This window comes from Achromobacter sp. NPDC008082 (assembly GCF_042957345.1).
In the GTDB taxonomy this organism is placed as follows: Bacteria; Pseudomonadota; Gammaproteobacteria; order Burkholderiales; family Burkholderiaceae_B; genus Achromobacter; species Achromobacter kerstersii_A.
On sequence record NZ_JBIBIB010000002.1, the window covers coordinates 204,652 to 229,109 of the forward strand.

The window sequence follows — 24,458 nt, forward strand, 5'->3', positions numbered from 1 at the left end:
GCTACTGCGGTTGATGTGCCAGGAATTCCGTCAGGACGCGCCCCGTGTGGGAGTGGTCGGCCAGGGTCATCACATGTTCCGGCGAGCCTTCGGCAACCAGTTGGCCGCCGCCCGTGCCGCCTTCGGGGCCCAGGTCCAGCAGCCAGTCGGCTTCGGCGATGACGTCCAGATTATGCTCGATCACAACCACCGTGTTGCCGGCTTCCACCAGACGATGCAGCACATGGATCAGTTTTTCGACGTCGGCCATCGACAAGCCCACCGTCGGTTCGTCCAGCACGTACAGCGTGTGCGGAATGCGCGAGGCGCGGCCGGTCTTGATCAGGCCATCGGTCAGGCGCGCCTTGGATAGCTCGGTGACCAGCTTGATACGCTGCGCCTCGCCGCCCGACAGCGTGGGCGACGGCTGGCCCAGCGTCAGGTACCCCAGGCCCACGTCCTGCATCAGTTGCAGCGGACGATGGATTTTCGGGTGCGCCGCGAAGTAGCCGATGGCGTCGTCCACTTCCATGGACAGCAGCTCGCCAGCGTTCTTGCCGCGCATCTGCACGCTGAGCGTGTCGCTGTTGAAGCGCGCGCCATTGCACGCGTCGCACGGCACTTTCACGTCGGGCAGGAAGTTCATTTCGATGGTGCGCATGCCCTGGCCTTCGCAGATGGGGCAGCGGCCGTCGCCGGTGTTGAACGAGAAGCGCGCCGCCGTCCAGCCGCGCATGCGGGCTTCGCGGGTGTCGGCAAACTGCTTGCGCACGTCGTCCCAGAAACCCACATAGGTGGCCGGGCACGAACGCGGCGTCTTGCCGATGGGGGTCTGGTCCACTTCCAGCACGCGGTCGATGGCTTCCCAACCCTTGATGCTTTCGCAGCCGGCCCAGCCGGGCGCCTTGCCTTGCGACACGGCTTGCGTCAGGTTGTCCAGCAGCACTTCACGCGCCAACGTGGACTTGCCGGAACCGGACACGCCGGTCACCACACTGAGGCGGCCCACCGGAATCTTGGCGTCCACGCTGCGCAGGTTGTGCAGGCGCGCGCCGCGAATTTCGATCATGGGTGTGTCGGCTTCAACCGGACGGCGGCCTTGCAGCGGATGCGCAAGCGGCGTCTTCAGATAGCGGCCGGTGACGGATTCCGGCGCGTTCATCACATCTTCCACGGTGCCTTGCGCCACGACACGGCCGCCGCGGATGCCCGCGCCCGGTCCGATGTCGATGACGTGCGACGCGCGGCGGATGGTGTCGTCGTCATGTTCGACCACCACCAGCGTGTTGCCGTTGCCTTCCAGCCGCGCCAGCGCGTCCAGCAGGATGCGGTTGTCGCGCGGGTGCAGGCCGATGGTGGGCTCGTCCAGCACGTAACAAACGCCTTGCAGGTTGGAACCCAGCTGCGCGGCTAGGCGGATGCGCTGCGCTTCGCCGCCCGACAACGTTGGCGCGGCGCGGTCCAGCGCCAGATAGTTCAGGCCCACTTCCTGCATGAAGTTCAGGCGGCCGCGGATTTCCGTCAGGATGTCGCGCGCGATTTCGCCTTCGCGGCCGCGTGCCACCAGTCCGGTGAAGAACGTGTGCGCGTCCGACACGGGCAACGACGCCAGTTCAGCAATGGATTTATCGCGCCAGCGCACGGCGCGCGCGACGCGGTTCAGGCGCTGCCCGTCGCATTGCGTGCACGCCTTGGCCTCGCCTTCGTACCACGCGTTCCAGGCGGTTTCTTCGCCGGTCTGTTCTTCGTCAAAGCCCTGCAATTGCAGGCCCGTGCCGTAGCAGCCCGTGCACCAGCCGTGCTTGGAGTTGTACGAGAACAAGCGCGGGTCGGGTTCGGGGAAGCTGGTGCCGCAAGACGGGCACGCACGCTTGACCGAGAAATGCTGTTGCTGCAATTCGCTGTTCAGCGCTTCATGCAGCTTGTTCACCGGCCACACCACCGACATCACGCCCTGGCCATTTTCCAGCGCGCTTTTCACGGCCGCGCGCAGGTCGGCTTCGTTGGCCGGGTCCACCACTACGTCCGCCACGGGCAGTTCAATGGTGTGTTCCTTGTAGCGGTCCAGGCGCGGCCACGGGGCCACGGGAATGAACTCGCCGTCCACGCGCAGATGCGTATGGCCCTTGGAGCCGGCCCATTTGGCCAGGTCCGTGTAATAGCCCTTGCGTGCGGTGACCAGCGGGGCCAACAGGCCAATGTGTTCGCCCTTGTGGTCGCGCAGCAGGCGGGCCACGATCTGGTCCGTGTTCTGCGGTTCAACGGCCACGTTGCAATCCGGGCAGTACTGCGTGCCCAGCTTCACATAGAGCAGGCGCAGGAAATGGTGGATTTCCGTCATGGTGGCCACGGTGGACTTGCGGCCCCCGCGGCTGGTGCGCTGTTCGATGGCGACGGTGGGCGGAATACCGAAGATGGCGTCCACATCCGGCTTGCCGGCCGGCTGCACGATGGCGCGCGCGTAGGCGTTCAACGATTCCAGATACCGGCGCTGGCCTTCGTTGAACAGAATGTCGAAGGCCAGCGTCGACTTGCCCGAGCCGGACACGCCGGTGATCACGGTGAACTTGTCGTGCGGAATTTCGACGCTGATGTTCTTCAGGTTGTGTTCGCGCGCGTTGCGGATCTCGATCGCCATGTTTCCCTGGCGGCGGGCGCGCATCACGGATTGCAGCGGCGTGCCGTCGCCCGCGCCGAGGGCGGCGTCGTTGTAGGTCGCGACCGGTTCGGCGATGCGGGCGGTCAGGCCGGCTTGCTCGGCTTCCTGCGCATCGGCGTCGCTGGTCACAACCACGTCAGCCGGCAGGATGCTGACCTCGTAATCGCGCAGCGCGGCGCCGGTGTGGGACTTGGGGTTGTCCATCAGGTCCTGCGGCGTGCCCACGCCCAGCACCAGGCCGCCGGCGTCGCCGCCTTCGGGGCCCAGGTCGATCAGCCAGTCGGCCGCGCGGATCACGTCCAGGTTGTGTTCGATGACCAGCAGTGTGTGGCCGGCCGCCAGCAGCTTGCGGAAGGCGCGCATCAGCCGCGCGACGTCGTCAAAGTGCAGGCCGGTGGTGGGTTCGTCGAACAGGAACAGGCTGCCCTTCTTGGCGACCTTGGCGGTGGAAATGCCGCTGCGGGCGGCTTCGGCCAAGTGGCCGGCCAGCTTCAGGCGCTGCGCCTCGCCGCCTGACAGCGTCGGCACGGGCTGGCCCAGCCGCACGTATTCCAGGCCCACGTCGGCCAGCGGCGCCAGGCCGGTCTGGACGTCGCGCAGGCCCTTGAAGAAGTCCAGCGCTTCGCTGACCGTCATGGCCAGCACTTCGTCGATGGACGCGCTCTTGCCCAGGTGTTCGACGCGCACTTCCAGCACTTCGGGGCGGAAACGCTTGCCGTCGCAATCCGGGCAGCGCAGGTAGACGTCGGACAGGAACTGCATTTCGACGTGTTCAAACCCGGTGCCGCCGCAAGTCGGGCAGCGGCCGTCGCCGCCGTTGAAGCTGAACGTGCCGGCCGTGTAGGCGCGTTCGCGCGCAAGCGGGGCCTGGGCGAACAGCTTGCGGATGGCGTCAAAGGCGCCCACGTAGCTGGCGGGGTTGGAACGCGCCGTCTTGCCGATCGGGGTCTGGTCCACCATGACCACGTCGGCGATTTGCTCGGCGCCCAGCAGGCGGTCAAACGCGCCGGGCGCTTCCGACGGCTTGCCTTTTTGCTTGAGCAGCGCGGGATACAGCACGTCTTGCACCAGCGTGGACTTGCCCGAACCAGACACGCCCGTCACGCAGACGAGGCGGCCCAGCGGCAGCTCAACCGACACGTTTTTCAGGTTGTGCGCGTTGACGCCTTCCAGCAGCAGGCGCGGCGTGTTCGCCGCCACCGGCATGGGGCGGGGCGCTTCCACGCGCTGGCGGCCGCCCAGGTAATTGCCGGTCAGCGTGTCGGCCGCGCGCAGTTGCTTGGGGGTGCCGTCAAAGACGATGTAGCCGCCGCGTTCGCCGGGGCCGGGGCCGATGTCGATGATGCGGTCGGCGGCCACCATCACTTGCGGATCATGCTCCACCACCACCAGCGTGTTGCCGGCGTTGCGCAGCCGGTGCATGACTTCCACCACGCGATGCATGTCGCGCGGGTGCAGGCCGATGGACGGCTCGTCCAGCACGAACAGCGTGTTCACGAGCGAGGTGCCCAGCGCGGTGGTCAGGTTGATGCGCTGCACTTCACCGCCCGACAGCGTGCGGCTCTGGCGGTCTAGCGTCAGGTAGCCCAGGCCCACATCGCACAGGAACTTCAGGCGCGCGCGCACTTCCGTCATCAGCAGATCGGTGGCCGCGTCCAGCGCGCCCGAGAACGACAGCGCATCGAAGAAGCGGCGCACTCGTTCGATGGGCAGCAGCATCACGTCATGGATAGACAAGCCGCCGATGTGGTTCAGCTGATCGCGCGTCCAGTTGGCGCCGACCGGCATGAAGCGCTGGTAGCGGCCGTCTTCCGGCGGCAGCACCGTGTCGGCTTCTTCTTTCGTGCCCAGGCGCCACAGCAGCGCGTCGGGTTTCAGGCGCGCGCCGTTGCAGGTGGGGCAGGGCGTGTAGCTGCGGTATTTCGACAGCAGCACGCGCACGTGCATCTTGTAGGCCTTGGTTTCCAGCCAGTCGAAAAAGCGCTGCACGCCATACCACTGGTGTTTCCAGGCGTCGTTGCCGCCCTTCCAGTCGGGCGTGCCGTACAGCACCCAGCGCTTGTGTTCTTCAGAGAGGCTTTTCCATGGCACGCCCAGCGGCACGCCCGCGCGCGGCGCGTACTTTTGCAGCTCGTCCTGGCATTCCTTATAAGACGGCGTGGTCCACGGCTTGATCGCGCCTTCCAGCAGCGTCTTGTTTTCGTCGGGGATGACCAGGCCAAAGTCGATGCCGATCACGCGGCCGAAACCGCGGCAGGCCTCGCAGGCGCCCAGCGGCGAATTGAACGAGAAGCTGCTGGGCAGCGGGTCGGTGTATTCGATGTTGCAGTCGGCGCAGTGCAGGCGGTCGCTGTATTTCCAGATGTCGGCGTTGTCGCCGTCGGCGTTCACGACGTAGACGGCCAGATGCCCGGCGCCCATGCGCAGCGCGGTGTCCAGCGCTTCCATGACGCGTTCGCGCTCGGTGCCGGCAAAACGGAAGCGGTCTTGAATGACGTGCAGAATGCGGCGTTCTTCGCCCGCGTCCTTGGCGGCCTTGCCCTTCTTGGCGCCCTTGGCGGCTTTCGCGCTTTTGGCGGCGGTGGCGCGTGGCACCGCCGTTTCCTCGGCATGCACGCGGGTGTAACCCTGCTGCTCAAGAAAGCCGCGCACTTCGTCTTCGGTGAAGTTGGCGGGCACGGCGATGGGAAAGGTCACGACCAGGCGCGGGTCGCCCGCGACCGCCGCGCGTTCGGCCAGCGAGTGGTAGATGGAATCGGGCGTGTCGCGGCGCACCAGCTTGCCGCAGCCGCGGCAGTACAGCCGGGCGCCCCGGGCGAACAGCAGCTTCAGGTGGTCGTTCAGTTCGGTCATCGTGCCAACCGTGCTGCGCGAGCTGCGCACAGGGTTGGTCTGGTCGATGGCGATGGCCGGCAAAATGCCTTCGATGCGGTCTACCTGCGGCTTGTCCATGCGGTCCAGAAACTGGCGCGCATAGGGCGAGAAGGTTTCCACGTAGCGGCGCTGGCCTTCGGCGTACAGCGTGTCAAACGCCAGCGAACTTTTGCCGGACCCCGACACGCCGGTCACAACGACCAATTCGCCGGTGGCGAGAGTCAGGTCCAGGTTTTTGAGGTTGTTCTGGCGTGCGCCAACGATGCGGATTTGGGAGCTCATGGACGGTATCGTAGCCTGAGGTAGGCGCCTGCCCGAGCGATAACCCTTCGCTGGTTCCAAGCGCGGCGATATGGAATAATTGCCTATATTGTGAGGCACGAGTCCATAATATGGACAAATATAGGCCGTGCAGCTGTACAAATAAACAGTATCGCAGATTCGTCTGACATTCGTGCTGATTGCCTTAGGAAATCTCTGCGGGCATTGTTGATGGCAGATTGTCATCATTTGGGGACGTTCTTGTTGGAAACCAAGGTCGCGGGCGCTGCGGCGTTCGCTAAATTCATGACCGTGTTGCAGGCGGTGGCCGACGCGCCCGAGCCGCCCACGGCCGCGCTGCTGGCGCGCACCTGCGGCTATCCGCGCCCCACGGTCTACCGTATCGTGGCGGCGCTGGCCGAGCAGGGCATGGTGGCGGAATCGGGCGGCGTCTACCGCCTGGGCACCCGCCTGATGTCGCTGGCCAGCCGCGCCTGGTCGCAATTTGACCTGCGTGCGGCCCTGGCGCCCGACTTGCAGGCGCTGCGCGACGCCACCGGCGAAACCGTGCATCTGGCGGTGCCGGCCGGCCACGAAATGATCTATATCGACAAGCTGGAAAGCCCCGGCCCGGTGCGCATGGTGTCGCGCGTGGGGTCATCGGTGGCGCTGCATTCCAGCGCGGTCGGCAAGGCCTATCTGGCCGCGCTGGACGACGCCGCCCGCGAACGCCTGCTGCGCGATTTGGCGCTGCCGGCCCGCATGCCCGGCACCGTCACCAGCCTGCCTGCGCTGCGCACCGTGCTGGACGAGGCACGCCGTCGTGGCTATGCCATGGACAACGAGGAAAATGAAGCCGGCATCGTCTGCTACGGCGTGGCGCTGTGCGACGCCGCGGGCAGGCCGGTGGCGGGCGTCAGCGTCAGCACCTTGCTGTTCCGGCGGCAAGACGACCCGCAAGCCGCGTATATCGATCCCTTGCTGCGGCTGCGCGACGCCGCCGCAGCCAAACTTGCCGTCCTGCCGGCATCGTCCGGCGGCGTCTGACCGTTCGCCACAGAGGAATTCCATGACTGCTTCCGCTCCCATCGCCTCAAAGCTCTCCGCCCTGCTGGCCGCCCGGGTCGTGCCCGTGCTGCGCTATACGGACGCGGCCACCGCCGCCTATGCCGCTGAAGTCGCCGTGGCGGCCGGCTGCACCACGCTGGAACTGACCTGGACGATTCCCGGCGTAACCGACCTGGTGCGCGCGCTGCGCGACAAGCACGGCGCCAGCCTGCTGCTGGGCGTGGGCACCGTGCTGGACGACACCCAGGCGCGCGAGGCCCTGGTGGCGGGCGCCGACTTCCTGGTGTCGCCCGCGCTGGCCACCGACATCGTCGACATGGCGCACGCCGCCGACGCGCTCTGCCTGCTGGGCGCGTTCACCCCCACCGAAGTGCTGGCCGCGCGCCGCGCGGGCGTGGACGTGGTGAAAGTGTTTCCCGCCGACACCGGCGGCCCCAAGCACCTGGCCGCGCTGAAATCGGTTTACCCCGACACGATCTTCTGCCCCACGGGCGGCATCACGCAGGACAACATGGCCTCGTACTTCGCCGCCGGCGCCGGGCTGGTGGGCATCGGCAGTAACCTCTATGACAAGGCCGCCTTCGCCGCGCGCGACACCGCCGCGCTGGTGGCCCAGATCACCCGTACCCGCGAGGCCGCGCATGGCTGACTTCGATATCGTCGCGCTGGGCGAACCACTGGTCGAGATGAACCAGACGCACAAGGGCCAACTGCAATATCTGCAAGGCTTTGGCGGCGACACGTCCAATGCCGTCATCGCCGCGGCCCGGCAGGGCGCGCGCTGCGCCTACCTGACGCGCGTGGGCAATGACGCCTTTGGCGCGCAGTTCCTGGACTTGTGGGCTTCGGAAGGGGTCGACACCCAAGGCGTGCAGCGCGATGACGATGCCCACACCGGCCTGTATTTTGTGCAGCACGGCCCTGACGGCCATGCGTTCAGCTACCTGCGCCGGGGCTCCGCCGCCAGCCTGATGACGCCAGCCTTGCTGGATAGCGGGCTCATCGAACGCAGCCAGTTCCTGCACGTGTCCGGCATCAGCATGGCGATCAGCACCAGCGCCTGCGATACGGTTTTCGCCGCCATCGAACGCGCCCATGCGGCGGGCGCGCAGGTCAGCCTGGATTCGAACCTGCGCCTGCGCCTGTGGCCGGTAGACCGGGCGCGCGCCATCTTGCGCGAAACCATGCGCGAGGCCGACCTGTTTCTGCCCAGCATGGACGACATGCAGCACCTGACCGGCAACGACGACCCCGAACGCACGCTGGACTGGATTCGCGATGGCGGCGCGGCGGGCGTGGTGGTGCTGAAGCTGGGCAAAGACGGCTCCATCATTGACGACGGCAAAACGCGCACGCCGGTCGCCGCGTTGCGCGTGGACGCGGTAGACGCCACGGGGGCGGGCGACTGTTTCGCCGGCAGCCTGCTGGCCCGGCGCTGCCAGGGCGATTCCTGGGAAGACGCGGTGCGCTACGCGAATGCGGCGGCGGCCTTGTCCACCTTGGGCTACGGCGCGGTGGACCCGTTGCCTCGCACCGAGCAGGTTTTGGCAAGGCTGAAGTCGCTGGCGCAGTGATGGCGGAGTGAGGGCGGAGTGAGGGCGGAGTGAGGGCGGAGTGAGGGCGGAGTGAGGGCGGAGTGAGGGCGGGGAGGGCGTTATAAATTTTGGGGACGGATTGTCGCGAGGCAATTTAGGCCCCCGATTTCCCGCCATTGGCGCCGCCTGTGAATTTCAGGCTAAAATGCCAAGTTACCCAATTTTTCCGCCAGCCCGATTACCGGTTGTGCGGGATATTTTTTCCGCAAATTCAACAGGAGAATCAACATGGCAGAACGCAAACGCGTGCGTCGTAACACCCTGGAACGCCGTTGCCTGGGCAAGGCCTTCAAGCGCTTGTTCGTCAAGTCGCCCAAGGGTGTTTTCAAGATGCTGGAAAAGATCAAGCGCGTCTAATCAACTCCCTGATCTGAAAAATCCCCGCATGGCGCAAGCTGTGCGGGGATTTTTTTATTGGGTTTGGGGGCGTGGGTCCATCACCCCATTGTTCCGCCTAAACCGCCGGCCCCAGCTTCGGCTTGATGAAATCCATGAACGCCCGGGTTTTTGCCGGCTGGATGCTTGACGGGTAGATCACATAAATCGAGATCGGGTCCACCGACCAGCCCGGCAATACGCGCCGCAGTGAATTGCGCTTGATGATCGGGTCCAGCGCCTGGCAGTGGGGCATCCGCGTAATGGCCAGGTCCAACCCGGCCAGCGTGCCTGCAATGCTCATGTTGTTGGCGGCTAGGTGGCCGCTGACCGGCACCACTTCGGTGACCGACCCGTTGTGCAGCGTCCAGTGGGAATGCGCGTCGTCAATCGTTGTGCGCAGGCATTGATGCTGGCTCAGGTCGGCGGGCGTCTTGGGTTCGCCGTGGCGTTCCAGATAGCGGTCGGACGCATACAGATAGTTGTCCAGCGACACCAGCTCCTGCACCACCGCGCCATCGGGCCGCGTGGCGCCGCCGCCGTTGCCATTGCCGTTGCCGGTATCCAGCGTGGCCACCGGAAAGTCTGAATTGCGGCCAAAGCGCAGCACCACGTCGAACGGCGTGCCTTGCGCATCGGACGCCGTCATCATGCTCAGGTCGAACTCGCATTCGACATCGGGATAACGGTCGGTGAAGTCGTTGATGGTTTCCGGCAGCAGCCAGATCGCCAGGCTATAGGGCATCGACACCCGCAAATTACCGGACGGGCCGCCGGACAGCGACAGCAATTGTTCGTGCGCGAGACGCGCTTCGTCGATCAGCCCCTGGCAGCGGCGCATGTACGCCGCGCCCGCTTCGGTCAGGTCCAGCCGGCGCGTATTGCGGTTGATAAGCCGCAGGCCGATGGCGCGTTCCAGTTCATTGATGCGGCGAGACAGCGTGGACGTGGGCATGTCCAGCGCGCGGGCCGCCAGGCTGAAGCTCTTGCGCTTGGCAACCTCGACGAACAAGGCGATGTCATTGAGCTGGACGGTTGAAGCTTCCATAGGCATTCCGGTTTGGGCCGCACGAGTTTACGCCAGTCCCGCTTGCCGCCCAATGCACAAACCTGCGCAATTTCGCCTGAATAATGCACGTGTTGTCAGATTTGATTGCAAATTCGAATGGGATGGCATCGGTTAGCGGGGGCATATCCCCTACACTTCAGGCGAAAACAGACAGACCAAGACCGCAGCGGTGTCACGGAGATCGCAAAGGGGCATAGCAGGCATGACCGATACACCAACGTTTTTCACCGTACTTACGCCCACCTACAACCGGGCGGGCACGCTGCACCGGGTGTATGAATCGCTCTCGCGGCAGACATTCCGGGATTTCGAATGGGTGGTGGTGGACGACGGCTCCACCGACAACACCCACGAAGCCATTCTGGATTGGCAGACGCGCGCCGATTTTCCCATCCGCTATATCTGGCAGAACAACCAGCACAAGAAAACCGCCTTCAACCGTGGCGTGCGTGAAGCGCAGGGCCAGATGATTGTGGGCCTGGATAGCGACGACGAGATGCCGCCCGATGCGCTGGCCACCTTCAAGGACGCCTGGGACGCCATCCCGCCTGCGCGCCGCGATTCCTATGTGGCGATCACGGGCTTGTGCGCCCGCCCCGACGGCAGCATCGTGGGCGACCGCTATCCGCAAGACGTATTCGACAGCACGGCGGTGGACGTGTACTTCCGCTATCGCATCAAGGGCGAAAAATTCGGCTGTATGCGCACCGACATCCTCAGGAAATATCCCTTTCCTGAAGACGTGGCGGGCTTCGTGCCGGAAAGCCTGGTGTGGTGGGCGGTAGCGCGCGCGGGCTATCTCAGCCGCTTCATCAACCGTGTCGTGCGCACCTATCACGACACGCCGGGCGGCTTGAGCCAGGGCGCCGTGTCCGTGTCCAACAACGCGCAGGGCCTGTACCTGCTGGCGTGGGACATGCTGCAACATCACCTGGAATTCTTCCGCTTCCGGCCGCGCGAATTCATCATGGCGGCGGCGCGCTACACGCGTTTCCGCCTGCACCTGAAGCACTCCGGCGTGCCGACCGCCGTGCAGGCCTACAAGCTGACGAACCCCGTCGCGACCTTCATGGTGGCGGCGATGTGGCCCGTCGGCTATGCGCTATACCGCCGCGACCGGCGGCGTGGGGTGGCCTGAGCCGCCGTGGTTGCCGGCGTTGCCCGATGCGCCTTGGGCCGCGCCGTGGCCTAAGCCCAGGTACACCTCGACCACGCGCGGGTCTACGGCGACTTCCGCCGCCGGGCCTTCCAACGTGACGGCGCCCGTCTCCAGCACATAGGCGTAGTCGGCCACTTGCAGCGCGGCGCGGGCGTTCTGTTCGATCAGCAAAATGGATACGCCCATCTCGCGCAGCCGCGCCACGATGCGGAACACCTCGCGCACGATGCGCGGCGCCAGGCCCAGGCTGGGTTCGTCCAGCATCAGCAGCCGGGGCTTGGCCATCAGCGCGCGGCCCACGGCCAGCATCTGGCGTTCACCGCCCGACAGGGTGCCGGCCAACTGGGCATGGCGTTCCTTCAGGCGGGGAAACAGGTCGTAGACCTCCGCCAGCGTCTTGTCCTGATCGCGCAGGCCGCTGCGGAAGCGGTGGAACGCGCCCAGCATCAGGTTGTCTTGCACCGTCATTTCGGCAAAGAGTTCGCGCTTCTCCGGCACCAGATTCATGCCGGCCGCCACCATCTCTTCGATCTCGGCATGTTCTTGCGCCTTGCCGCCGAACGTGATGTGGCCGGTGGACGGCAGCACGCCCATGATGGCGGACAGCAAGGTTGTCTTGCCCGCGCCGTTCGGGCCGATCACCGTCACGATCTGGCCTTCGCCCACCGCCAGGCTCACGCCCGACACGGCTTCCACCTTGTCGTAGGCCACGCGCAGGTCGCGCACTTCCAGCAGGTTCGTGCTCATTCGTCCACTCCGCCCAGATACGCTTCAAGCACTGCGGGGTTGTTCTGGATTTCGGCGGGCAAGCCTTCGGCGATCTTTTCACCGAAGTCCATCACCACCACGCGGTCCACCAGGCCCATCACGAAATCCATGTCGTGCTCGACCAGCAGGATGGCCATGCCTTCGGCGCGCAGTTTCTTCAGCAGCTCGGCCAGCTCGCACTTTTCTTGATAGCGCAGCCCGGCCGCGGGTTCATCCAGCAGCAGGATGCACGGGTCGGAGGCCAGCGCGCGCGCGATTTCCAGAATGCGCTGCTGGCCCAGCGCCAGCGAGCCCGCTTCGTCATGCAGATGCTTGCCCAGGCCCACGCGTTCGACCTGACGCGCGGCTTCGGCCAGCAGGCGCGCTTCTTCGGGCCGGTCCATGCGCCACGCCGCGGGCAGCACGCCGCGATGCCCGCGCAGGTGCGCGCCGATGGCGACGTTTTCCAGCACGCTCATGCGGCCCAGCAGGCGCACATGCTGGAACGTGCGCGACAACCCCAGCCGCGCAATCTTGCGCGCGCCCGCGCCCGCCACCGATTCGCCCAACAGCGTCACCTGGCCCGACGTGGGCGTGTCCACGCCAGATATCTGGTTGAACATCGTGCTCTTGCCCGCGCCGTTCGGGCCGATCAGCGCCAGGATTTCGCCCGCGCGTATCTCCAGGTTCATCGCGTTGTTGGCGACCAGGCCGCCGAACTTGCGCGTCACGTCCACGGCCTTCAGCACCACCTCGCCGCGCGCCGGCATGGGCTTGCGCGGCAGCGGCTCGGCGTTCATGTCCACGTGGCGCACGGCCTTCTTGACCGGCACCCAGCGGGTCAGCACCGGCCACAAACCGCTGCGGGCGCGGTGCAGCAACAGCACCATGCCAAAGCCAAAGACGATGACTTCAAAGTTGCCCGTCTGGCCCAGCAGCTTGGGCATCCAGTCTTGCAGCCATTGCTTGAGCACGGTGAATACGCCCGCACCGACCAGCGCGCCCCAGACCTGGCCCGCGCCGCCGATGACGGTCATGAACAGGTATTCGATACCCATCTGCAAACCGAACGGGTTGGGGTTCACGAAGCGCTGCATGTGCGCATACAGCCAGCCCGACGCGCAGGCCTGCAACGCCGCGATGATGAAGATCACCATGCGCGAACGCGCCGTGTCCACGCCCATGGATTCCGCCATGACGCGCCCGCCCTTGAGCGCGCGGATGGCGCGGCCTTCGCGCGAGTCCAGCAGGTTTTGCGTGGACCACACCGCCACCAGCAGGAACGCCCAGATCAGGTAATAGATGTTTTCGCCCTGGTTCAACGACCAGCCGAAGAGGTTGATAGCGGGGATGTCCGGAATGCCGGTGTGCCCGCCCAGCCCTTCCACGGAACCGAAGGCGAAGTACAGCGACAAGCCCCATGCAATGGTGCCCAGCGGCAGGAAGTGGCCCGACAGCTTGAGCGTGATGGCGCCCAGCAAGTACGCGATCACCAGCGTCAGCACCAGCCCGGCCAGCAGCGTCAGCCACGGCGATGCGCCCAGCCAGGCCAGCCAGCTGGGCAGAGTGTCGGCGCGGGTTGTCAGCAGCGCGGTGGTGTAGGCGCCCACGCCCACGAACGCGGCCTGGCCAAAGCTGGTCAGCCCGCCCACGCCCGTCAACAGCACCAGACCCAGCGCCACCAGCGCGTACAGGCCGATGTAGTTCAGCAAGGTCACATAAAACGGCGGCAAGGCCAGCGGCCCCAGCGCCAGCAGCGCCAGAAATACGAAGAGGATGATGCGCGGGTTCATTCGTCTTCTTCCTCGACGTGATGGCTTTTCAACGAGCGCCAGAGCAGCACGGGGATGATCAGCGTGAACACAATGATTTCTTTGTAGGCGCTGGCGTAAAACGACGAGAACGCTTCGATCAGGCCCACCAGAATGGCGCCGCCCGCCGCCAGCGGATAACTGACCAGCCCGCCGATGATGGCGCCCACGAAGCCCTTCAGGCTGACCATGAAGCCTGAATCGAAATACATGGTGGTGATGGGGGCGATCAAAATGCCCGACACCGTGCCGATCAGCGCGGCCAGGAAGAAGGTGGCGCGGCCCGCGAAAATGGGCGAAATGCCCATCAGCCGCGCGCCCAGCCGGTTGAACGCCGCGGCGCGCAGGGCTTTGCCGTACATCGAGCGTTCAAAGAATTGGTACAGCACCACGATCAGCACCGCCGACACCGCCACCACCCACAGCGCCTGACTGTTGACGTTGATGGGCCCCAGCGCCAGGCTGGCGTCGGAAAACGGCGCGGTGCGCGCGCCCTCGGCGCCAAAGGCCAGCAGCCCCAGGCCCACCAGCGCCAGGTGCACGGCAATGGACACGATCAGCAGCACCAGCGTGGAAGCCGACGCGATGGGCTGGTAGAACAAGCGATATAGCTGCGGCCCCATCGGCACCACCAGCAGCAGCGTCAGCAAGGCTTGAACCGCCATCGGCAATTGCGCCAGCGGCAACTGGTACAGCAGGCCCGCCAGAATCAGCGGATAGATCACCTTGACGCCAATGCGCCACAGGCCGCGGTTGCGGCCAGGGCGCTTGGCCCGCGCCATCAGGTCGGCGGCGGCTTCGGCCAGCGCGAACGCCAGCAGCAGCCAGACCAGCAGCACGGGTTTACCGGCCTGGATGGCCGCCATGGTCAGCGCACCGAAGGCGACGAACTCGCCCTGAGGGATGAACAGCACGCGGGTAACGGTAAAGACCAGCAGGATCGACAACGCCAACAACGCATAGATCGCGCCGTTGGTGATGCCGTCCTGCCCAAGTATCAAGGCGATCTGAGCATTCATGCGAAAAAGTCCAAGCCGTTACTTCACGAGCGTCCAGTTGCCGTCTTTGACGGTGATGAGTTCGCGGCCGCGGTCATCGAAGCCGCTGTGGTCAGCGGCGCTCATGTTGTAGACGCCTTGCGTGCCGACCAGCTCCTTGGTCTGTTCCAGCGCGTCGCGCAAGGCGCTGCGGAATTCCTTGGTGCCCGGCTTGCCGGCCTTTTCTGCAATCGGCACGGCCTTTTCCAACAGCAGGCCGGCGTCATAGACGTTGGCGCCGAAGGTGGCGGGCTTGGAGCCGTTCAGCTTTTCGTACGCGGCGATGTAGTCGCTGGCGACTTTCTTGGACGGGTTGCTGTCCGGCATTTCCGGCAGCACCAGCATCAGGCTGGCGGCCAGCACCGTGCCTTCAACCTTCTTGCCGCCCAGCTTCAGGAAGTCGGGCAGGGCCGCGCCGTGGGTTTGGTAGAACTTGCCCTTGTAGCCCTGATCGAACAGCGTGGCCTGCGGCAGCACGCTGGCCGCACCCGGGGCGGCGACCAGCACGGCGTCGGGCTTGGCGGCCAAAATCTTCAAGGCCTGGCCCGTGACCGAGCTGTCAAAGCGCAGATAGCGTTCGTTGGCGGTGACCTTGATGCCTTTCTCGGTGGCCAGGCCCGAGAAAACCTTGTACCAATTTTCGCCATACGGGTCGTTCAAGCCGATGAAGCCCACCGTCTTGATGCCGTTCTTGGCCATGTGGTCCACCAGCGCACGGGCGATGATGTCGTCGTTCTGCGTGGTCTTGAACACCCACTTCTTCTGATCGTTCATCGGCAGCACGACCGCCGCCGTGCCCACGGGCGCCAGCATCGGCACGCCCGCTTCCGCGGCGAACTGGATCACGCCCATGGCGTTGGGCGAACCCGACGGGCCGATCAGCGCGTCCACGTTCTGCTCCGAAATCAGCTTCTTGAAGGCGGTGACCGAGTTGGTCGAATCGCTGGCGTCGTCCAGCGAGATGTACTCGACGGTCAGGTCACCGATCTTCTTGGGCAGCAGCGGCACCGTGTTCTTTTGCGGAATGCCCACCAGCGCGGTGGGGCCGGTGGACGACGTGACGACGCCCACTTTGACTTGCGCCAGCGCGGGCAGGGCGAACAGGGCGGCGACGGCGGCGGCAGCAGCCAGGGGGAGTTTCTTCGACAGCATGGCAAAACCTCCGGATAGGGAGCAGAGTGGGAGTGCGGCTGAAAAGCGGAGAAAACAGGAACAGCAGGAATTACTTGTTGCTTAAAATCTCTAACCCTCAAGGATGAGCACTGTAGACGTGGTACAGATGCTTACCTATCCGTTAAAACCCGACGACAGACGGTGGACACGCCCGCTCAGATGGTGATGGAACTGACGCTGGCGCCACCGCACACAAACAAGGTCTGGCCGGTGACGAAGCTGTTGGCCGGGTCCGCAAAGAACATCACGGCGCGCGCCACATCGTCCGAGCGGCCCAGGCGTTTGACCGGAATGCCATTGGCCAGCTGCTTTTCGCGTTCGCTGCCGGGTTCGATCACTTCGTAGAACATGTCCGTCTGGATCGGGCCGGGCGCCACCACGTTGACCGTGATGCCGTAGGGCGCAAGCTCCAGCGACCACGTGCGCGCCATGCCGACCATGCCAGCCTTGGTGGCCGAGTACGCAGTGCGGGTGGGCAGGCCCAGCGCGCCACGCGAAGACATCATCACGATGCGGCCGAAATGGCGTTCCTGCATGCCGGGCAACGCGGCCTGGACCAGGCTGATCGCCGCACCCAGGTGAATCTGCGTCAGCCCGTGCAGCTCTTCCTGCGTGACTTGCGGCAGCAGGTTCGGCCAGATGACGCCCGCGTTGTGGATAACGTGGCTGATGGGAAATTGGGACGCGGCTTCCTGGCCGGCTTGCGCGGTGGCGTCAGCGTCCAGCAGGTCCACCTGCATGTTGTGCAGGCGCGGGTGGGTGAAGTCAGCGGCGCGGCGCGCCATCGAAATCACTTCGTAGCCCGCATCCAGCATGCTGCGGCAGATTTCGGCGCCGATACCGGCGCTGCCGCCGGTGACCAGCGCTACGTTCGTATGTGTCATGCGTGTCCTTGGTTGGAGTTCGGCAGACGTGCCGGTCAGGCCTTGGGCGCCAGCGCCAGCACGCGCAGGGGGCTGCCCGAACCGCTGCGGATCTTCAGCGGCGCCGAGAAGATCACCGCGCCCGTCGGCGGCAGCTGATCCAGATTCGTCAGGCATTGCAGGCCGTAGCGGTTGTTGCCGTGCATGTAGTAGTGGCAGGGGTAGGGCGGGTCCAGATGCTGGGCCTGGCCCGCATCCGTGCCCACGGATTCCGTGCCGAAGCCGTGCACATCGCGCTCTTTGATCAGCCAGGGCACAACGTCGGCGTCGGGGCCGGGCGAGTGCGCGCCGTCGGCTTGCAGGTTCAGGTATTCGGCGGGCTTGGCGCGCTTGGACCAGTCGGTGCGCATCAGCACCCACGAGCGCGCGGGGATGCGGCCGTGCTGCGCTTCCCACTGCTTGACGAAGTCGATGGTGAGCAGGAAGTCGGGGTTGTCGCGGGCCTCGGCGGAACAGTCGATGACGCAGGCGCTGGCGATGAAGGCGTCGATGGGGATCGTGTCGACGGTGTTGTCGGGCTGGTCCTTGCCGGTGACCCAATGGGCGGGCGCGTCAAAGTGCGTGCCAGTGTGTTCCGAGCACGAGAAGTTGTTCCAGTACCAGGCCGGGCCGCGCTCGTCGTAGCGCGAGATTTCCTCGATGCGGAACGGCCACGCCTGGCCGAATTCAGGAGGCAGCACGATGGTGGGGAATTCCGGCGTCAGCGTCTCGGTCAGGTCCACGATGCCGATGCGCCCGGACGCAAGTTCCGTCATGAATTGGGCAAGTATGTTCTGGCTCATGCTGTTGCTCCTCTTGATTCGTGTTGGGGGTCGTGCGTGGGCAGCGGCGGGGTGTCGGGCCGGCGCCGTCAGGCGCCCAGTTCCCGTTCCAGTCCCTTGGGGTTTTCGGCCAGCCGCGCGCGGAATTCCTGCGCCACGTCGCCGACATAAACGTCTTCAACGCCATCCTTCAAGGCGCGCACGATGGCGGCGGCAATGGCGGACGGGGCCACGCGCGGCGGGGGCGTGCGCTGTTCCCATTCGTGGTCGACCGGCCCGGGGAACACGTTCACCACCCGCACGCCCGCGCCGCGCATTTCCGCGCGCAGGCATTGCGTCAGCGACAAGGCGGCGGCTTGCGAGGCCGACCACATGCCGCGCGACGGCAGGTTCATGTGCGCGTAAATGGACAGCACGTTGACCCAGGCCGTGGCGCTGTTCACGCCATCGGCGGCGCGGCCGCATAGTGCGGGGCCGAAGCCTTGCGCCAGCCGCATCAGGCCCAGCACGTTGACGTCCAGCGCGTCGCGCGCGGTGTTCACGTCCTTGCGGCCCATCAGGCCGCCTTCGCGTTCCAGGTCGGCCGTGTTCACCAGGATCTCGACCTTGCCGCCGATGGAAGCCGCTGCGCGTTCGACGGAATCGGTGTCGGTGACGTCCAGCGTCACCGTCTGCACGCGCGGGTCGGCGGCCAGCGCGTCAAACGCTGCGTCGCGCTTCCAGGTTTGCGGGTCACCCACGAACACCGTGGGGCAGCCCGCATCCAGCAGGGCGCGCGCCACGGCATTGCCCACCGCGGATTTGCCATCGGTGACGAGCGCGCGGCGGAACTTCGGGTCGCACGAGGTTTCGCGCAGGGTCTTGTCGTCTTCCATGTTCGGGGTATTCCTTTCTGGCAGAGCGATCATCACGGCCTGGCCGCTGCGGTCCAGCTTCAGCGTCAGCCGCACGCGGGCGCCATCGGCGCAGTCTTGGTGCACATGGGCCACCACCGACGGGCCGGCGTCCATGCGCACGGTGCCGACGCGCCACGGCAGGCGTTCGCGGAAGTACAGGTCGTTGCTGTGATGCAGGGTGGTGCTGACGAGCAGCACGCCGTTCGGGTCGGCAGGCTTCCAGGGCAGGTGTTCGGACAGGCAATGGCCGCAGACTTCGCGCGGCGGATACTGCACCGCGCCGCAGTCGGCGCAGGTCTGAAGATCAAAGCGGCCTTCGGCGGCGGCGGCGGTCAGCCCCAGCGCGGCGCGGCTGCGCGAGCCCGGCGGCAGCGTGGGCTGGCGGGTGCGCGCCACCGGATTCTTCCGGGGCGGCTTGGCTAGCGGCTCGGTCATGCGTCGCTCCTTGCCAGAATGGCCGCGGCGGTGCACAGCCCGCGGTCGTAATTGATCATGCCGAAGCCGCTGACCAGGCCGATGCGGGCGTCAGCCACTTGCGTGCCGCCTGCCGTGCCGGTCAGTTGGCGCAAGGCTTCGATCAAGCCCAGGTAGCCGCCCGCGGCGCCCGCCTGGCCCACCGACAATTGCCCGCCGTTGGTGTTGAAGGGGAAGCTGCCGTCCACGGTGAAGGTGTGCTTGCGGATGAACGCCGGCGCAGCGCCTTTTTCGCAGAAGCCCAGGTCTTCCATCTGCATCAGGTTGATGACGGGGTAGTCGTCATAGGCTTGCAGGAAGTCCATGTCGGCGGGTGTGGCGTTGGCTTGGCCGTAGAGCTCGTCCACGTCCATGGTCCAGCCGCCGCGCGTCTGGATCGGGTCGTCGATCCAGGCGTTGTGGCGTTCGATGGTGGCGCGGATGCGGGCGTAGGGCAGGTTCAGCGCGCGCGCCTGTTCTTCGCGCATGACCAGAAACGCGTCGGCGCCCGCGCAGGGCATCACGCAGTCAAACAGGTGGATCGGGTCGGTGATGACGCGCGCGTCCAGGTACTGCTGCAAGCTCAGAGGCTTTTTCATCAGCGCGTGCGGATAGCGCAAGGCGTTGTCGCGCTGGGCCACGCACAGCTTGCCGAAGTCTTCGCGCGTGGCGCCGGTGGTGCGCATGTAGTTGGCCGTCAGCAAGGCGAAGCTGGCGTTCGGCCCGCCCGCGCCATAGGGGTAGACGGCGTCTTGCGCAAAGCGCGAGAACTGGCTGACGGTGTTGCGAAACGAGTCCACGTGGTTGGTGTCGCCCGCAATGCAGGCCACGATGTTTGCGTCCCCCGCCTGCACGGCGCGCGCGGCGCGGCGCAGGGCGGCCACGCCGCTTGCGCCGCCCATGGGGATGTGGTCCAGCCAGCGCGGGCTCATGCCCAAGTGCTGGACGAGGCCCACGGCGGTATCGGGCGCCAGCGTGAAGCTGGACACGCACAAGCCGTCGACATCGGTCTTGGCCACGCCGGACTGCCGGATCAGCGCGCCCAGCGCGCGGCCTAGCCACCAATGCGCGGCATGGGTGGAATAGCGCTCATACGGAATCGTGACGGGCAGCGCCGCCACGATGCCGTCGTAGCCCAGGCGGCTCATTGGGCAGACTCCTGGCGCTTTTTCATGGCGTTGGTGTCGACGCAGCGCGCGGTGCCGGGCAGGGTGGGCGCAAGCGCCTTCATTTCCCCGCGCTGGATCTTGTTGGTGGTGGTAAGCGGCAGGCTGTCTACAAAGGCCACGTAGCCGGGCGCCTTGTAGTACGCCAGCTGTTCCAGGCACCACTGCACGATGCCGCGGGCGGCGTCCGCCATGGCGGCGTCGCCGGCGGGCAGGGTTTCAGGCACCACGCAGGCCAGCACTTCGTCGCCGCGCACCGGGTCTGGCACGGCGGCCACCGCCACGGCTTTGACCAGCGGATGCTGCATCAGCACGCTTTCCACTTCCACAGCCGAAATGTTTTCACCGCTGCGGCGAATCACGTTCTTCTTGCGGTCTACGAAGCGCAGCGCCCCGTCGGCTTCGCGGCGGACGATGTCGCCCGTGTGGAACCAGCCGTCCTGCCAGGCTTCATCGGTTGCGGCTTCGTCTTTCAGATAGCCGGCAAAGAAGCCGTAGCGCGGGTCGTCGCCCGCATGGCGGACCAGCAGTTCACCATGTTCGCCCACGGCGGCGGGCTGGCCGGCGTCGGTCACGATGCGCACCTCGACGTCGTTTTCTTCGCGGCCAAAGCTGCTGGTGCCAATGTGGCGCGGTTCCTGGTTGGCGATGATGACGGCGCCCGCGCCGGTTTCGGTCATGGCCCAGGCTTCCAGCAAGGGGAAGCCGAAGCGCGCTTCAAAGGGCGCATGCAGCTTGCGGTCTACGCCTGCGCCGAAACCAAAGCGGATGGCGGGCTGCAAGTCGTCGTCCGACGGCGCGGCCTTCATCAGAATCGCGGGCATGACGCCCAGGTAATGCAGCACGGTGGCGCCGGAGTCGCGCACGCTGTTCCACCACGTTTTGGGATGGAAGCGATCCAGCGGAATCAGGCAGCCGCCGGTCAGCACCATCGCGATGGCGGAATACGCCATCGCGTTCATGTGCACCAGCGGCAGCGGGGTCAGCATGCGTTCCTGGCCGGGGCGCAGCGCGGCCAGGCCGCCAATGCGCGCATACCAGCCGCCTGCGTGCAGGAAGTACCGGTTGGGCAGGATGCAGCCCTTGGGCCGGCCGGTGGTGCCAGACGTGTACAGCAGCGCGCACTCGGTCAGTTCGGTAGGCGCGGTATCGCCCAGCGGCGCGGCAAAGGGCGCGGCGGGCGGCGCGTCGTCCGGACCCATCACGCGCAATGGGCGGCCCGCGCGTTGCGCAGCGGCCATCAGGTCAGCATGACGGTGGGGCAGGGCGACGGCCAGGGCGATCTCGGAGTGGCCGGTCAGGTATTCGAGTTCAGCCGCGCGCAGGTCGGGGTTGATCGGCACAACCGATACGCCCAGCGCGTTCAGCGCGAACCAATGCAGAAAGAACGACGGGCGGTTCTCCAGCAGCAGCCCCACGCGATGGCCGTGGCCATAGCCCGCTTGGGCATAGGCGGCGCGCAGGGTGCCGATGGCGTCGGCCGCGCGGGCGTAGCTGAGTTCGCCGGCGCGGATGCCGTAGACGTCAGCGGTTTCCGGCAGGATGCACAGAAAGGGCTGGGCGCCGTAACGGGCGGCGGTGTCGCTGAAAGCCTGATGGACGGTGGTGCTCACAAGCCGCTCCTACATGAACAGTTGGATGTTGCCGAAGGCGGCGTCGCAATTGACGAGGTCAACGCGCTTCAAGCGGATGCGCAGCGCGCCGTTCTGCTCGACCAGGTGGTGCGTGGCCCAGCCGGCAAACAGCGTCTGCGTGTCCTGCCGGGTTTCGACGTAGTGAAAGGCGGTGCGCACCACGTGGCGGCCTTCGTTGGGCGCGGCGTCCGGGTGGCCGTGTTCCACGGTGGGCGCTTGCAGCAGGTGATGGCAACGGCTCTTGGGCTGTTGCGAAAACGTGCGCTGGCCGGCCAGCCGTTCCACGCGCACGCGCAGCAGCAGCTTGTCTTCGTACATCAGCGAGGCATGCAGCTTCGGATCGGTCTGGCCATGCGCCAGCGGCATCCAGTAGTAGCCGTCGTCGGTGTACAGGTTCAGCCAGTCTTCAAAGCGCAGCTCGTCCAGCAGGCGCGCTTCGGCGTAGACAAAATCAATCAGCTCGCGGTCGCTTGCGCTCATACCGACTCCGGTCCGGTCATGTAGCGGCCCCATGCGCGGTACTGGTTGCGCATCTGCCATTCGTTGGTGCCGTTGGTGGTGACGTTCTTCTGGCCAGCTTCATCCGGCGTATACAGCCGGCCCACGTTGACCCAGTCGCGCGCACGCGAATGCAAACCGTCTTGCGCGCGTTCGTACATTTCCAGATCGTCATGGCCGACAACGGACGTGGGCGCGTTGATCAGCCGGTTGTACATGAGCGTGCGTTCCAGCAGCAGGTCGGGTGCGCCCACCAGGCGGAACGTCCACGATTCCACCAGCGTGCGGTCGGCGGCGATGGGCTTGAAGATGCGTAATGTTTGAATCGGGCCCTTCACCATGATGTTGGGGAAGTACACGGTGTTGTGGCGCACGTCGCCCAGAATCTGCTTGGCGCGTTCCTCGCCATAGGCTTCAACCATCGAATCCCAGTAACCCGGCACGCCCGAATACGACGCGTGGATGGAGTCCGACACGCCGGTATGCCCGTGGCCGTTTTCCCACACGCGGATGCCCATGTTCTCGAAGAATTCGTACGGCGAGATAAAGGGTGCGAACAGTTCCACCGCCATCGGTTTGGGCGTGCCTTCCGGCGCCTGTTCCCACACCTTCACGGCGGTGCCGGCTGAGGATTCATGCGCCACCATCGGGTGGCAGGTGTCGGTCTGGTTGTCGACCAGCATCTTCCAGTTGCAGCGGTGCATGTAGCGCAGCACGCCGCCAGCCACTTCCAGCCGGCCTTCGGGCGAGCGGTCAACCATGTTGTCCAGCGTGGACAAGGATGCGCCGAAGAAATCTTCGAACGACTGGCCCTCGGGGTTCAGGCGGCAGAACACGAAGCCGCGATGGTTCTTCACGTCTTTGACGGCCGCCATGCCCTGGCTGGCTTCGCAGTTTTCCAGGCCCGTGTTCTCGTAGCCTTTCTTCAGCGGAATCGACAGCAGGCTGCCGTCGGTCTTGAACGTCCAGGCGTGGTAGGGGCAGCGGAAGAATTTGCCGGTGTTGCCGCAGGCCTCGCCCGCCACCATCGTGCCCTTGTGCGGACAGCGGTTGTGCAGCACGCGCACGGTCTTGTCGCTATGGCGCACCATCACCACGGGCTGGTTGCCGACGGTGGTGGTGATGTAGTCGCCGTTGTTCGGCACCTGGCTGTCGTGACCGACGTAGACCCAGGTGTTGGCGTACAGGCGCTCCATTTCCAGGTCGAACAGTTCCTGGTCGATGAACAGGTCCTTGTGGACTTCCGTGTCGCGCAGCAGGGCGCGGATGGCGTCGGGGTTGTCGCGGTATTTGGCCATGGTCGCTTCCTTGTCGTCGGGGCCGGCGGCCTTACAGGTCCAGCACCAGGCGCGCCGACTTTGCGCGCGAGATGCAGATCTGGATGATCTTGCCGCTGGCCTTCTCGGTGTCCGAGAGGTAGTAGTCGCGATGATCGGGTTCGCCTTCCAGCACGGTCGCCTGGCAGACGCCGCATTCCCCGCGCTTGCAGTCGTACATCGGGTCGCAGCCTTCTTCTTCCATGACGTCGACGATGGTCTTGTCGGCGGGAATGGTCAGCGTGCGGCCGGACTGGCGCAGTTCGACTTCAAAGGGCTGGTCGCCAGCTTGCGCCGCGGCGGTGGCGAAGAGTTCGAAGTGAACATGGGCATCCGGCCAATGGCGGGCCTTGGCGCCTGCGATGACGGCGTCGATCAGGCCCTTGGGACCGCACACGTACAGGTGCTGGCGCGGCGATGACGCAGCCAGCAACGCTTGCAGGTCGAAGCGGCTGGCGGGGTCGTCGTCGGCGTGGACAGAAAGGGCGTCGCCCGCCAGCGCTTCAAGCTCGGGCAGGAAGGCCAGCTGATCTTTGCTGCGGCCACAGTAGTGCAGATGAAAGTCGCGGCCGGCGGCCTTCAGCGCGGCGGCCATGGACGCCACCGGAGTGATGCCGATGCCGCCGGCGATTAGCACTACGGGCTCGTCGCCCGCTGGCGATTCATGCAGCGGGAAATCGTTCTTGGGGCCTTCGACGCTAAGCGTGTCGCCTTCGGCGAGCCCATGCATGTGGCGCGATCCGCCCTGGCTGGTTTCTTCCAGCCGCACACCCAGCCGGTATTCCTGGGGTTCGGCGAAGTGGTTGGCTTGCGGCGCCAATTGCACCAGCGAATAGCAGCGCGGTTCGCGCAAGCCCGGCACCGTTACCTTCAGGTGCGCGCCGGGGCCGAAGGCGGGCAGGGGGCCGGCGTCTTCACGGGCCAGACGGAAGGATCGGATCAGCGGCGACTCTTGCCGGACTTCGCGGATGATGAGTTTCAGTGTCTGCACGGCGTTTGTCTCT

The 24,458-nt window shown here is 65.7% G+C and carries 19 protein-coding genes; 5 read left to right on the forward strand and 14 right to left on the reverse strand.

What is annotated here, in order from left to right; genetic code table 11:
- Position 1 precedes the first annotated feature (1 nt).
- Positions 2 to 5,794: an excinuclease ABC subunit UvrA gene (gene uvrA / locus ACFZAI_RS07990; RefSeq protein ID WP_391566429.1), complete on the reverse strand. Its 5,793-nt coding sequence runs from the start codon at positions 5,792 to 5,794 to the stop codon at positions 2 to 4.
- Between the two features lie 240 nt (positions 5,795 to 6,034).
- On the opposite strand from uvrA, the gene ACFZAI_RS07995 reads away from it, so the two are divergent.
- From ACFZAI_RS07995 to ACFZAI_RS08010, 4 genes are all read left to right on the forward strand, one after another.
- Positions 6,035 to 6,820 carry an IclR family transcriptional regulator gene (locus ACFZAI_RS07995; protein ID WP_391566430.1) on the forward strand — a complete coding sequence of 262 codons (786 nt, stop codon included), beginning with the start codon at positions 6,035 to 6,037 and terminating at the stop codon, positions 6,818 to 6,820.
- Between the two features lie 22 nt (positions 6,821 to 6,842).
- Entirely contained in the window at positions 6,843 to 7,490 is a 648-nt protein-coding gene (locus tag ACFZAI_RS08000; protein ID WP_391566431.1) for a bifunctional 4-hydroxy-2-oxoglutarate aldolase/2-dehydro-3-deoxy-phosphogluconate aldolase, read from the forward strand.
- A complete protein-coding gene (locus ACFZAI_RS08005) occupies positions 7,483 to 8,415 on the forward strand; it encodes a sugar kinase (RefSeq protein WP_391566432.1) in 933 nt (310 codons plus the stop codon). Before ACFZAI_RS08000 ends, ACFZAI_RS08005 begins: the two co-directional genes overlap by 8 nt.
- Before the next feature lie 249 nt (positions 8,416 to 8,664).
- On the forward strand, positions 8,665 to 8,793 hold the full coding sequence (locus ACFZAI_RS08010; protein ID WP_006226408.1) for a hypothetical protein: 129 nt from the start codon (positions 8,665 to 8,667) through the stop codon (positions 8,791 to 8,793).
- A 97-nt stretch (positions 8,794 to 8,890) separates the two neighbouring features.
- On the opposite strand, the gene ACFZAI_RS08015 is transcribed toward ACFZAI_RS08010, so the two are convergent.
- Complete coding sequence (locus ACFZAI_RS08015) at positions 8,891 to 9,859, reverse strand: LysR substrate-binding domain-containing protein (protein ID WP_391566433.1); 969 nt, start codon at positions 9,857 to 9,859, stop codon at positions 8,891 to 8,893.
- 223 nt (positions 9,860 to 10,082) lie between these two features.
- Between ACFZAI_RS08015 and ACFZAI_RS08020 the strand changes: the two genes are divergently transcribed.
- A complete protein-coding gene (locus tag ACFZAI_RS08020; RefSeq protein WP_391566434.1) occupies positions 10,083 to 11,018 on the forward strand; it encodes a glycosyltransferase family 2 protein in 936 nt (311 codons plus the stop codon).
- On the opposite strand, the gene ACFZAI_RS08025 is transcribed toward ACFZAI_RS08020, so the two are convergent.
- From ACFZAI_RS08025 to ACFZAI_RS08080, 12 genes are all read right to left on the reverse strand, one after another.
- Complete coding sequence (locus tag ACFZAI_RS08025; protein WP_391566435.1) at positions 10,983 to 11,786, reverse strand: ABC transporter ATP-binding protein; 804 nt, start codon at positions 11,784 to 11,786, stop codon at positions 10,983 to 10,985. The genes ACFZAI_RS08020 and ACFZAI_RS08025 overlap by 36 nt on opposite strands.
- Positions 11,783 to 13,579, reverse strand: coding sequence for an ATP-binding cassette domain-containing protein (locus tag ACFZAI_RS08030; RefSeq protein ID WP_391566436.1), 1,797 nt, complete (start codon positions 13,577 to 13,579; stop codon positions 11,783 to 11,785). Before ACFZAI_RS08030 ends, ACFZAI_RS08025 begins: the two co-directional genes overlap by 4 nt.
- A complete protein-coding gene (locus ACFZAI_RS08035; RefSeq protein ID WP_391566437.1) occupies positions 13,576 to 14,616 on the reverse strand; it encodes a branched-chain amino acid ABC transporter permease in 1,041 nt (346 codons plus the stop codon). Before ACFZAI_RS08035 ends, ACFZAI_RS08030 begins: the two co-directional genes overlap by 4 nt.
- A gap of 18 nt (positions 14,617 to 14,634) precedes the next feature.
- Positions 14,635 to 15,786 (reverse strand): ABC transporter substrate-binding protein, encoded by a 1,152-nt coding sequence (locus ACFZAI_RS08040; protein WP_391566438.1) that lies wholly within the window; start codon positions 15,784 to 15,786, stop codon positions 14,635 to 14,637.
- A gap of 176 nt (positions 15,787 to 15,962) precedes the next feature.
- Entirely contained in the window at positions 15,963 to 16,691 is a 729-nt protein-coding gene (locus tag ACFZAI_RS08045) for an SDR family NAD(P)-dependent oxidoreductase (protein WP_391566439.1), read from the reverse strand.
- Positions 16,692 to 16,726: 35 nt separating this feature from the next.
- Positions 16,727 to 17,512, reverse strand: coding sequence for a cyclase family protein (locus ACFZAI_RS08050; protein ID WP_391566440.1), 786 nt, complete (start codon positions 17,510 to 17,512; stop codon positions 16,727 to 16,729).
- A 68-nt stretch (positions 17,513 to 17,580) separates the two neighbouring features.
- Positions 17,581 to 18,822: an SDR family NAD(P)-dependent oxidoreductase gene (locus ACFZAI_RS08055; RefSeq protein WP_391566441.1), complete on the reverse strand. Its 1,242-nt coding sequence runs from the start codon at positions 18,820 to 18,822 to the stop codon at positions 17,581 to 17,583.
- Positions 18,819 to 19,988, reverse strand: a complete 1,170-nt coding sequence (locus ACFZAI_RS08060) for a thiolase family protein (protein ID WP_391566442.1) — start codon at positions 19,986 to 19,988, stop codon at positions 18,819 to 18,821. Before ACFZAI_RS08060 ends, ACFZAI_RS08055 begins: the two co-directional genes overlap by 4 nt.
- Complete coding sequence (locus ACFZAI_RS08065; RefSeq protein ID WP_391566443.1) at positions 19,985 to 21,619, reverse strand: AMP-binding protein; 1,635 nt, start codon at positions 21,617 to 21,619, stop codon at positions 19,985 to 19,987. The genes ACFZAI_RS08060 and ACFZAI_RS08065 overlap by 4 nt, the downstream gene beginning before the upstream one ends.
- A 9-nt stretch (positions 21,620 to 21,628) precedes the next feature.
- Complete coding sequence (locus tag ACFZAI_RS08070; protein ID WP_391566444.1) at positions 21,629 to 22,120, reverse strand: aromatic-ring-hydroxylating dioxygenase subunit beta; 492 nt, start codon at positions 22,118 to 22,120, stop codon at positions 21,629 to 21,631.
- Complete coding sequence (locus ACFZAI_RS08075; RefSeq protein ID WP_391566445.1) at positions 22,117 to 23,436, reverse strand: aromatic ring-hydroxylating dioxygenase subunit alpha; 1,320 nt, start codon at positions 23,434 to 23,436, stop codon at positions 22,117 to 22,119. Before ACFZAI_RS08075 ends, ACFZAI_RS08070 begins: the two co-directional genes overlap by 4 nt.
- A gap of 31 nt (positions 23,437 to 23,467) precedes the next feature.
- Entirely contained in the window at positions 23,468 to 24,445 is a 978-nt protein-coding gene (locus tag ACFZAI_RS08080; protein WP_391566446.1) for a PDR/VanB family oxidoreductase, read from the reverse strand.
- Positions 24,446 to 24,458 lie beyond the last annotated feature (13 nt).

What these genes read in the sequence shown, in the direction of transcription:
- ACFZAI_RS08010 (WP_006226408.1), top strand. Translation starts at nt 8,665, where the DNA reads ATGGCAGAACGCAAACGCGTGCGTCGTAACACCCTGGAACGCCGTTGC.
- ACFZAI_RS08060 (WP_391566442.1), bottom strand. Translation starts at nt 19,988, where the DNA reads ATGAGCCGCCTGGGCTACGACGGCATCGTGGCGGCGCTGCCCGTCACG.
- ACFZAI_RS08020 (WP_391566434.1), top strand. Translation starts at nt 10,083, where the DNA reads ATGACCGATACACCAACGTTTTTCACCGTACTTACGCCCACCTACAAC.
- ACFZAI_RS08030 (WP_391566436.1), bottom strand. Translation starts at nt 13,579, where the DNA reads ATGAACCCGCGCATCATCCTCTTCGTATTTCTGGCGCTGCTGGCGCTG.
- ACFZAI_RS08005 (WP_391566432.1), top strand. Translation starts at nt 7,483, where the DNA reads ATGGCTGACTTCGATATCGTCGCGCTGGGCGAACCACTGGTCGAGATG.
- uvrA (WP_391566429.1), bottom strand. Translation starts at nt 5,794, where the DNA reads ATGAGCTCCCAAATCCGCATCGTTGGCGCACGCCAGAACAACCTCAAA.
- ACFZAI_RS08015 (WP_391566433.1), bottom strand. Translation starts at nt 9,859, where the DNA reads ATGGAAGCTTCAACCGTCCAGCTCAATGACATCGCCTTGTTCGTCGAG.
- ACFZAI_RS08025 (WP_391566435.1), bottom strand. Translation starts at nt 11,786, where the DNA reads ATGAGCACGAACCTGCTGGAAGTGCGCGACCTGCGCGTGGCCTACGAC.
- ACFZAI_RS08000 (WP_391566431.1), top strand. Translation starts at nt 6,843, where the DNA reads ATGACTGCTTCCGCTCCCATCGCCTCAAAGCTCTCCGCCCTGCTGGCC.
- ACFZAI_RS08035 (WP_391566437.1), bottom strand. Translation starts at nt 14,616, where the DNA reads ATGAATGCTCAGATCGCCTTGATACTTGGGCAGGACGGCATCACCAAC.
- ACFZAI_RS08050 (WP_391566440.1), bottom strand. Translation starts at nt 17,512, where the DNA reads ATGAGCCAGAACATACTTGCCCAATTCATGACGGAACTTGCGTCCGGG.
- ACFZAI_RS08055 (WP_391566441.1), bottom strand. Translation starts at nt 18,822, where the DNA reads ATGACCGAGCCGCTAGCCAAGCCGCCCCGGAAGAATCCGGTGGCGCGC.
- ACFZAI_RS08075 (WP_391566445.1), bottom strand. Translation starts at nt 23,436, where the DNA reads ATGGCCAAATACCGCGACAACCCCGACGCCATCCGCGCCCTGCTGCGC.
- ACFZAI_RS08040 (WP_391566438.1), bottom strand. Translation starts at nt 15,786, where the DNA reads ATGCTGTCGAAGAAACTCCCCCTGGCTGCTGCCGCCGCCGTCGCCGCC.
- ACFZAI_RS08070 (WP_391566444.1), bottom strand. Translation starts at nt 22,120, where the DNA reads ATGAGCGCAAGCGACCGCGAGCTGATTGATTTTGTCTACGCCGAAGCG.
- ACFZAI_RS08045 (WP_391566439.1), bottom strand. Translation starts at nt 16,691, where the DNA reads ATGACACATACGAACGTAGCGCTGGTCACCGGCGGCAGCGCCGGTATC.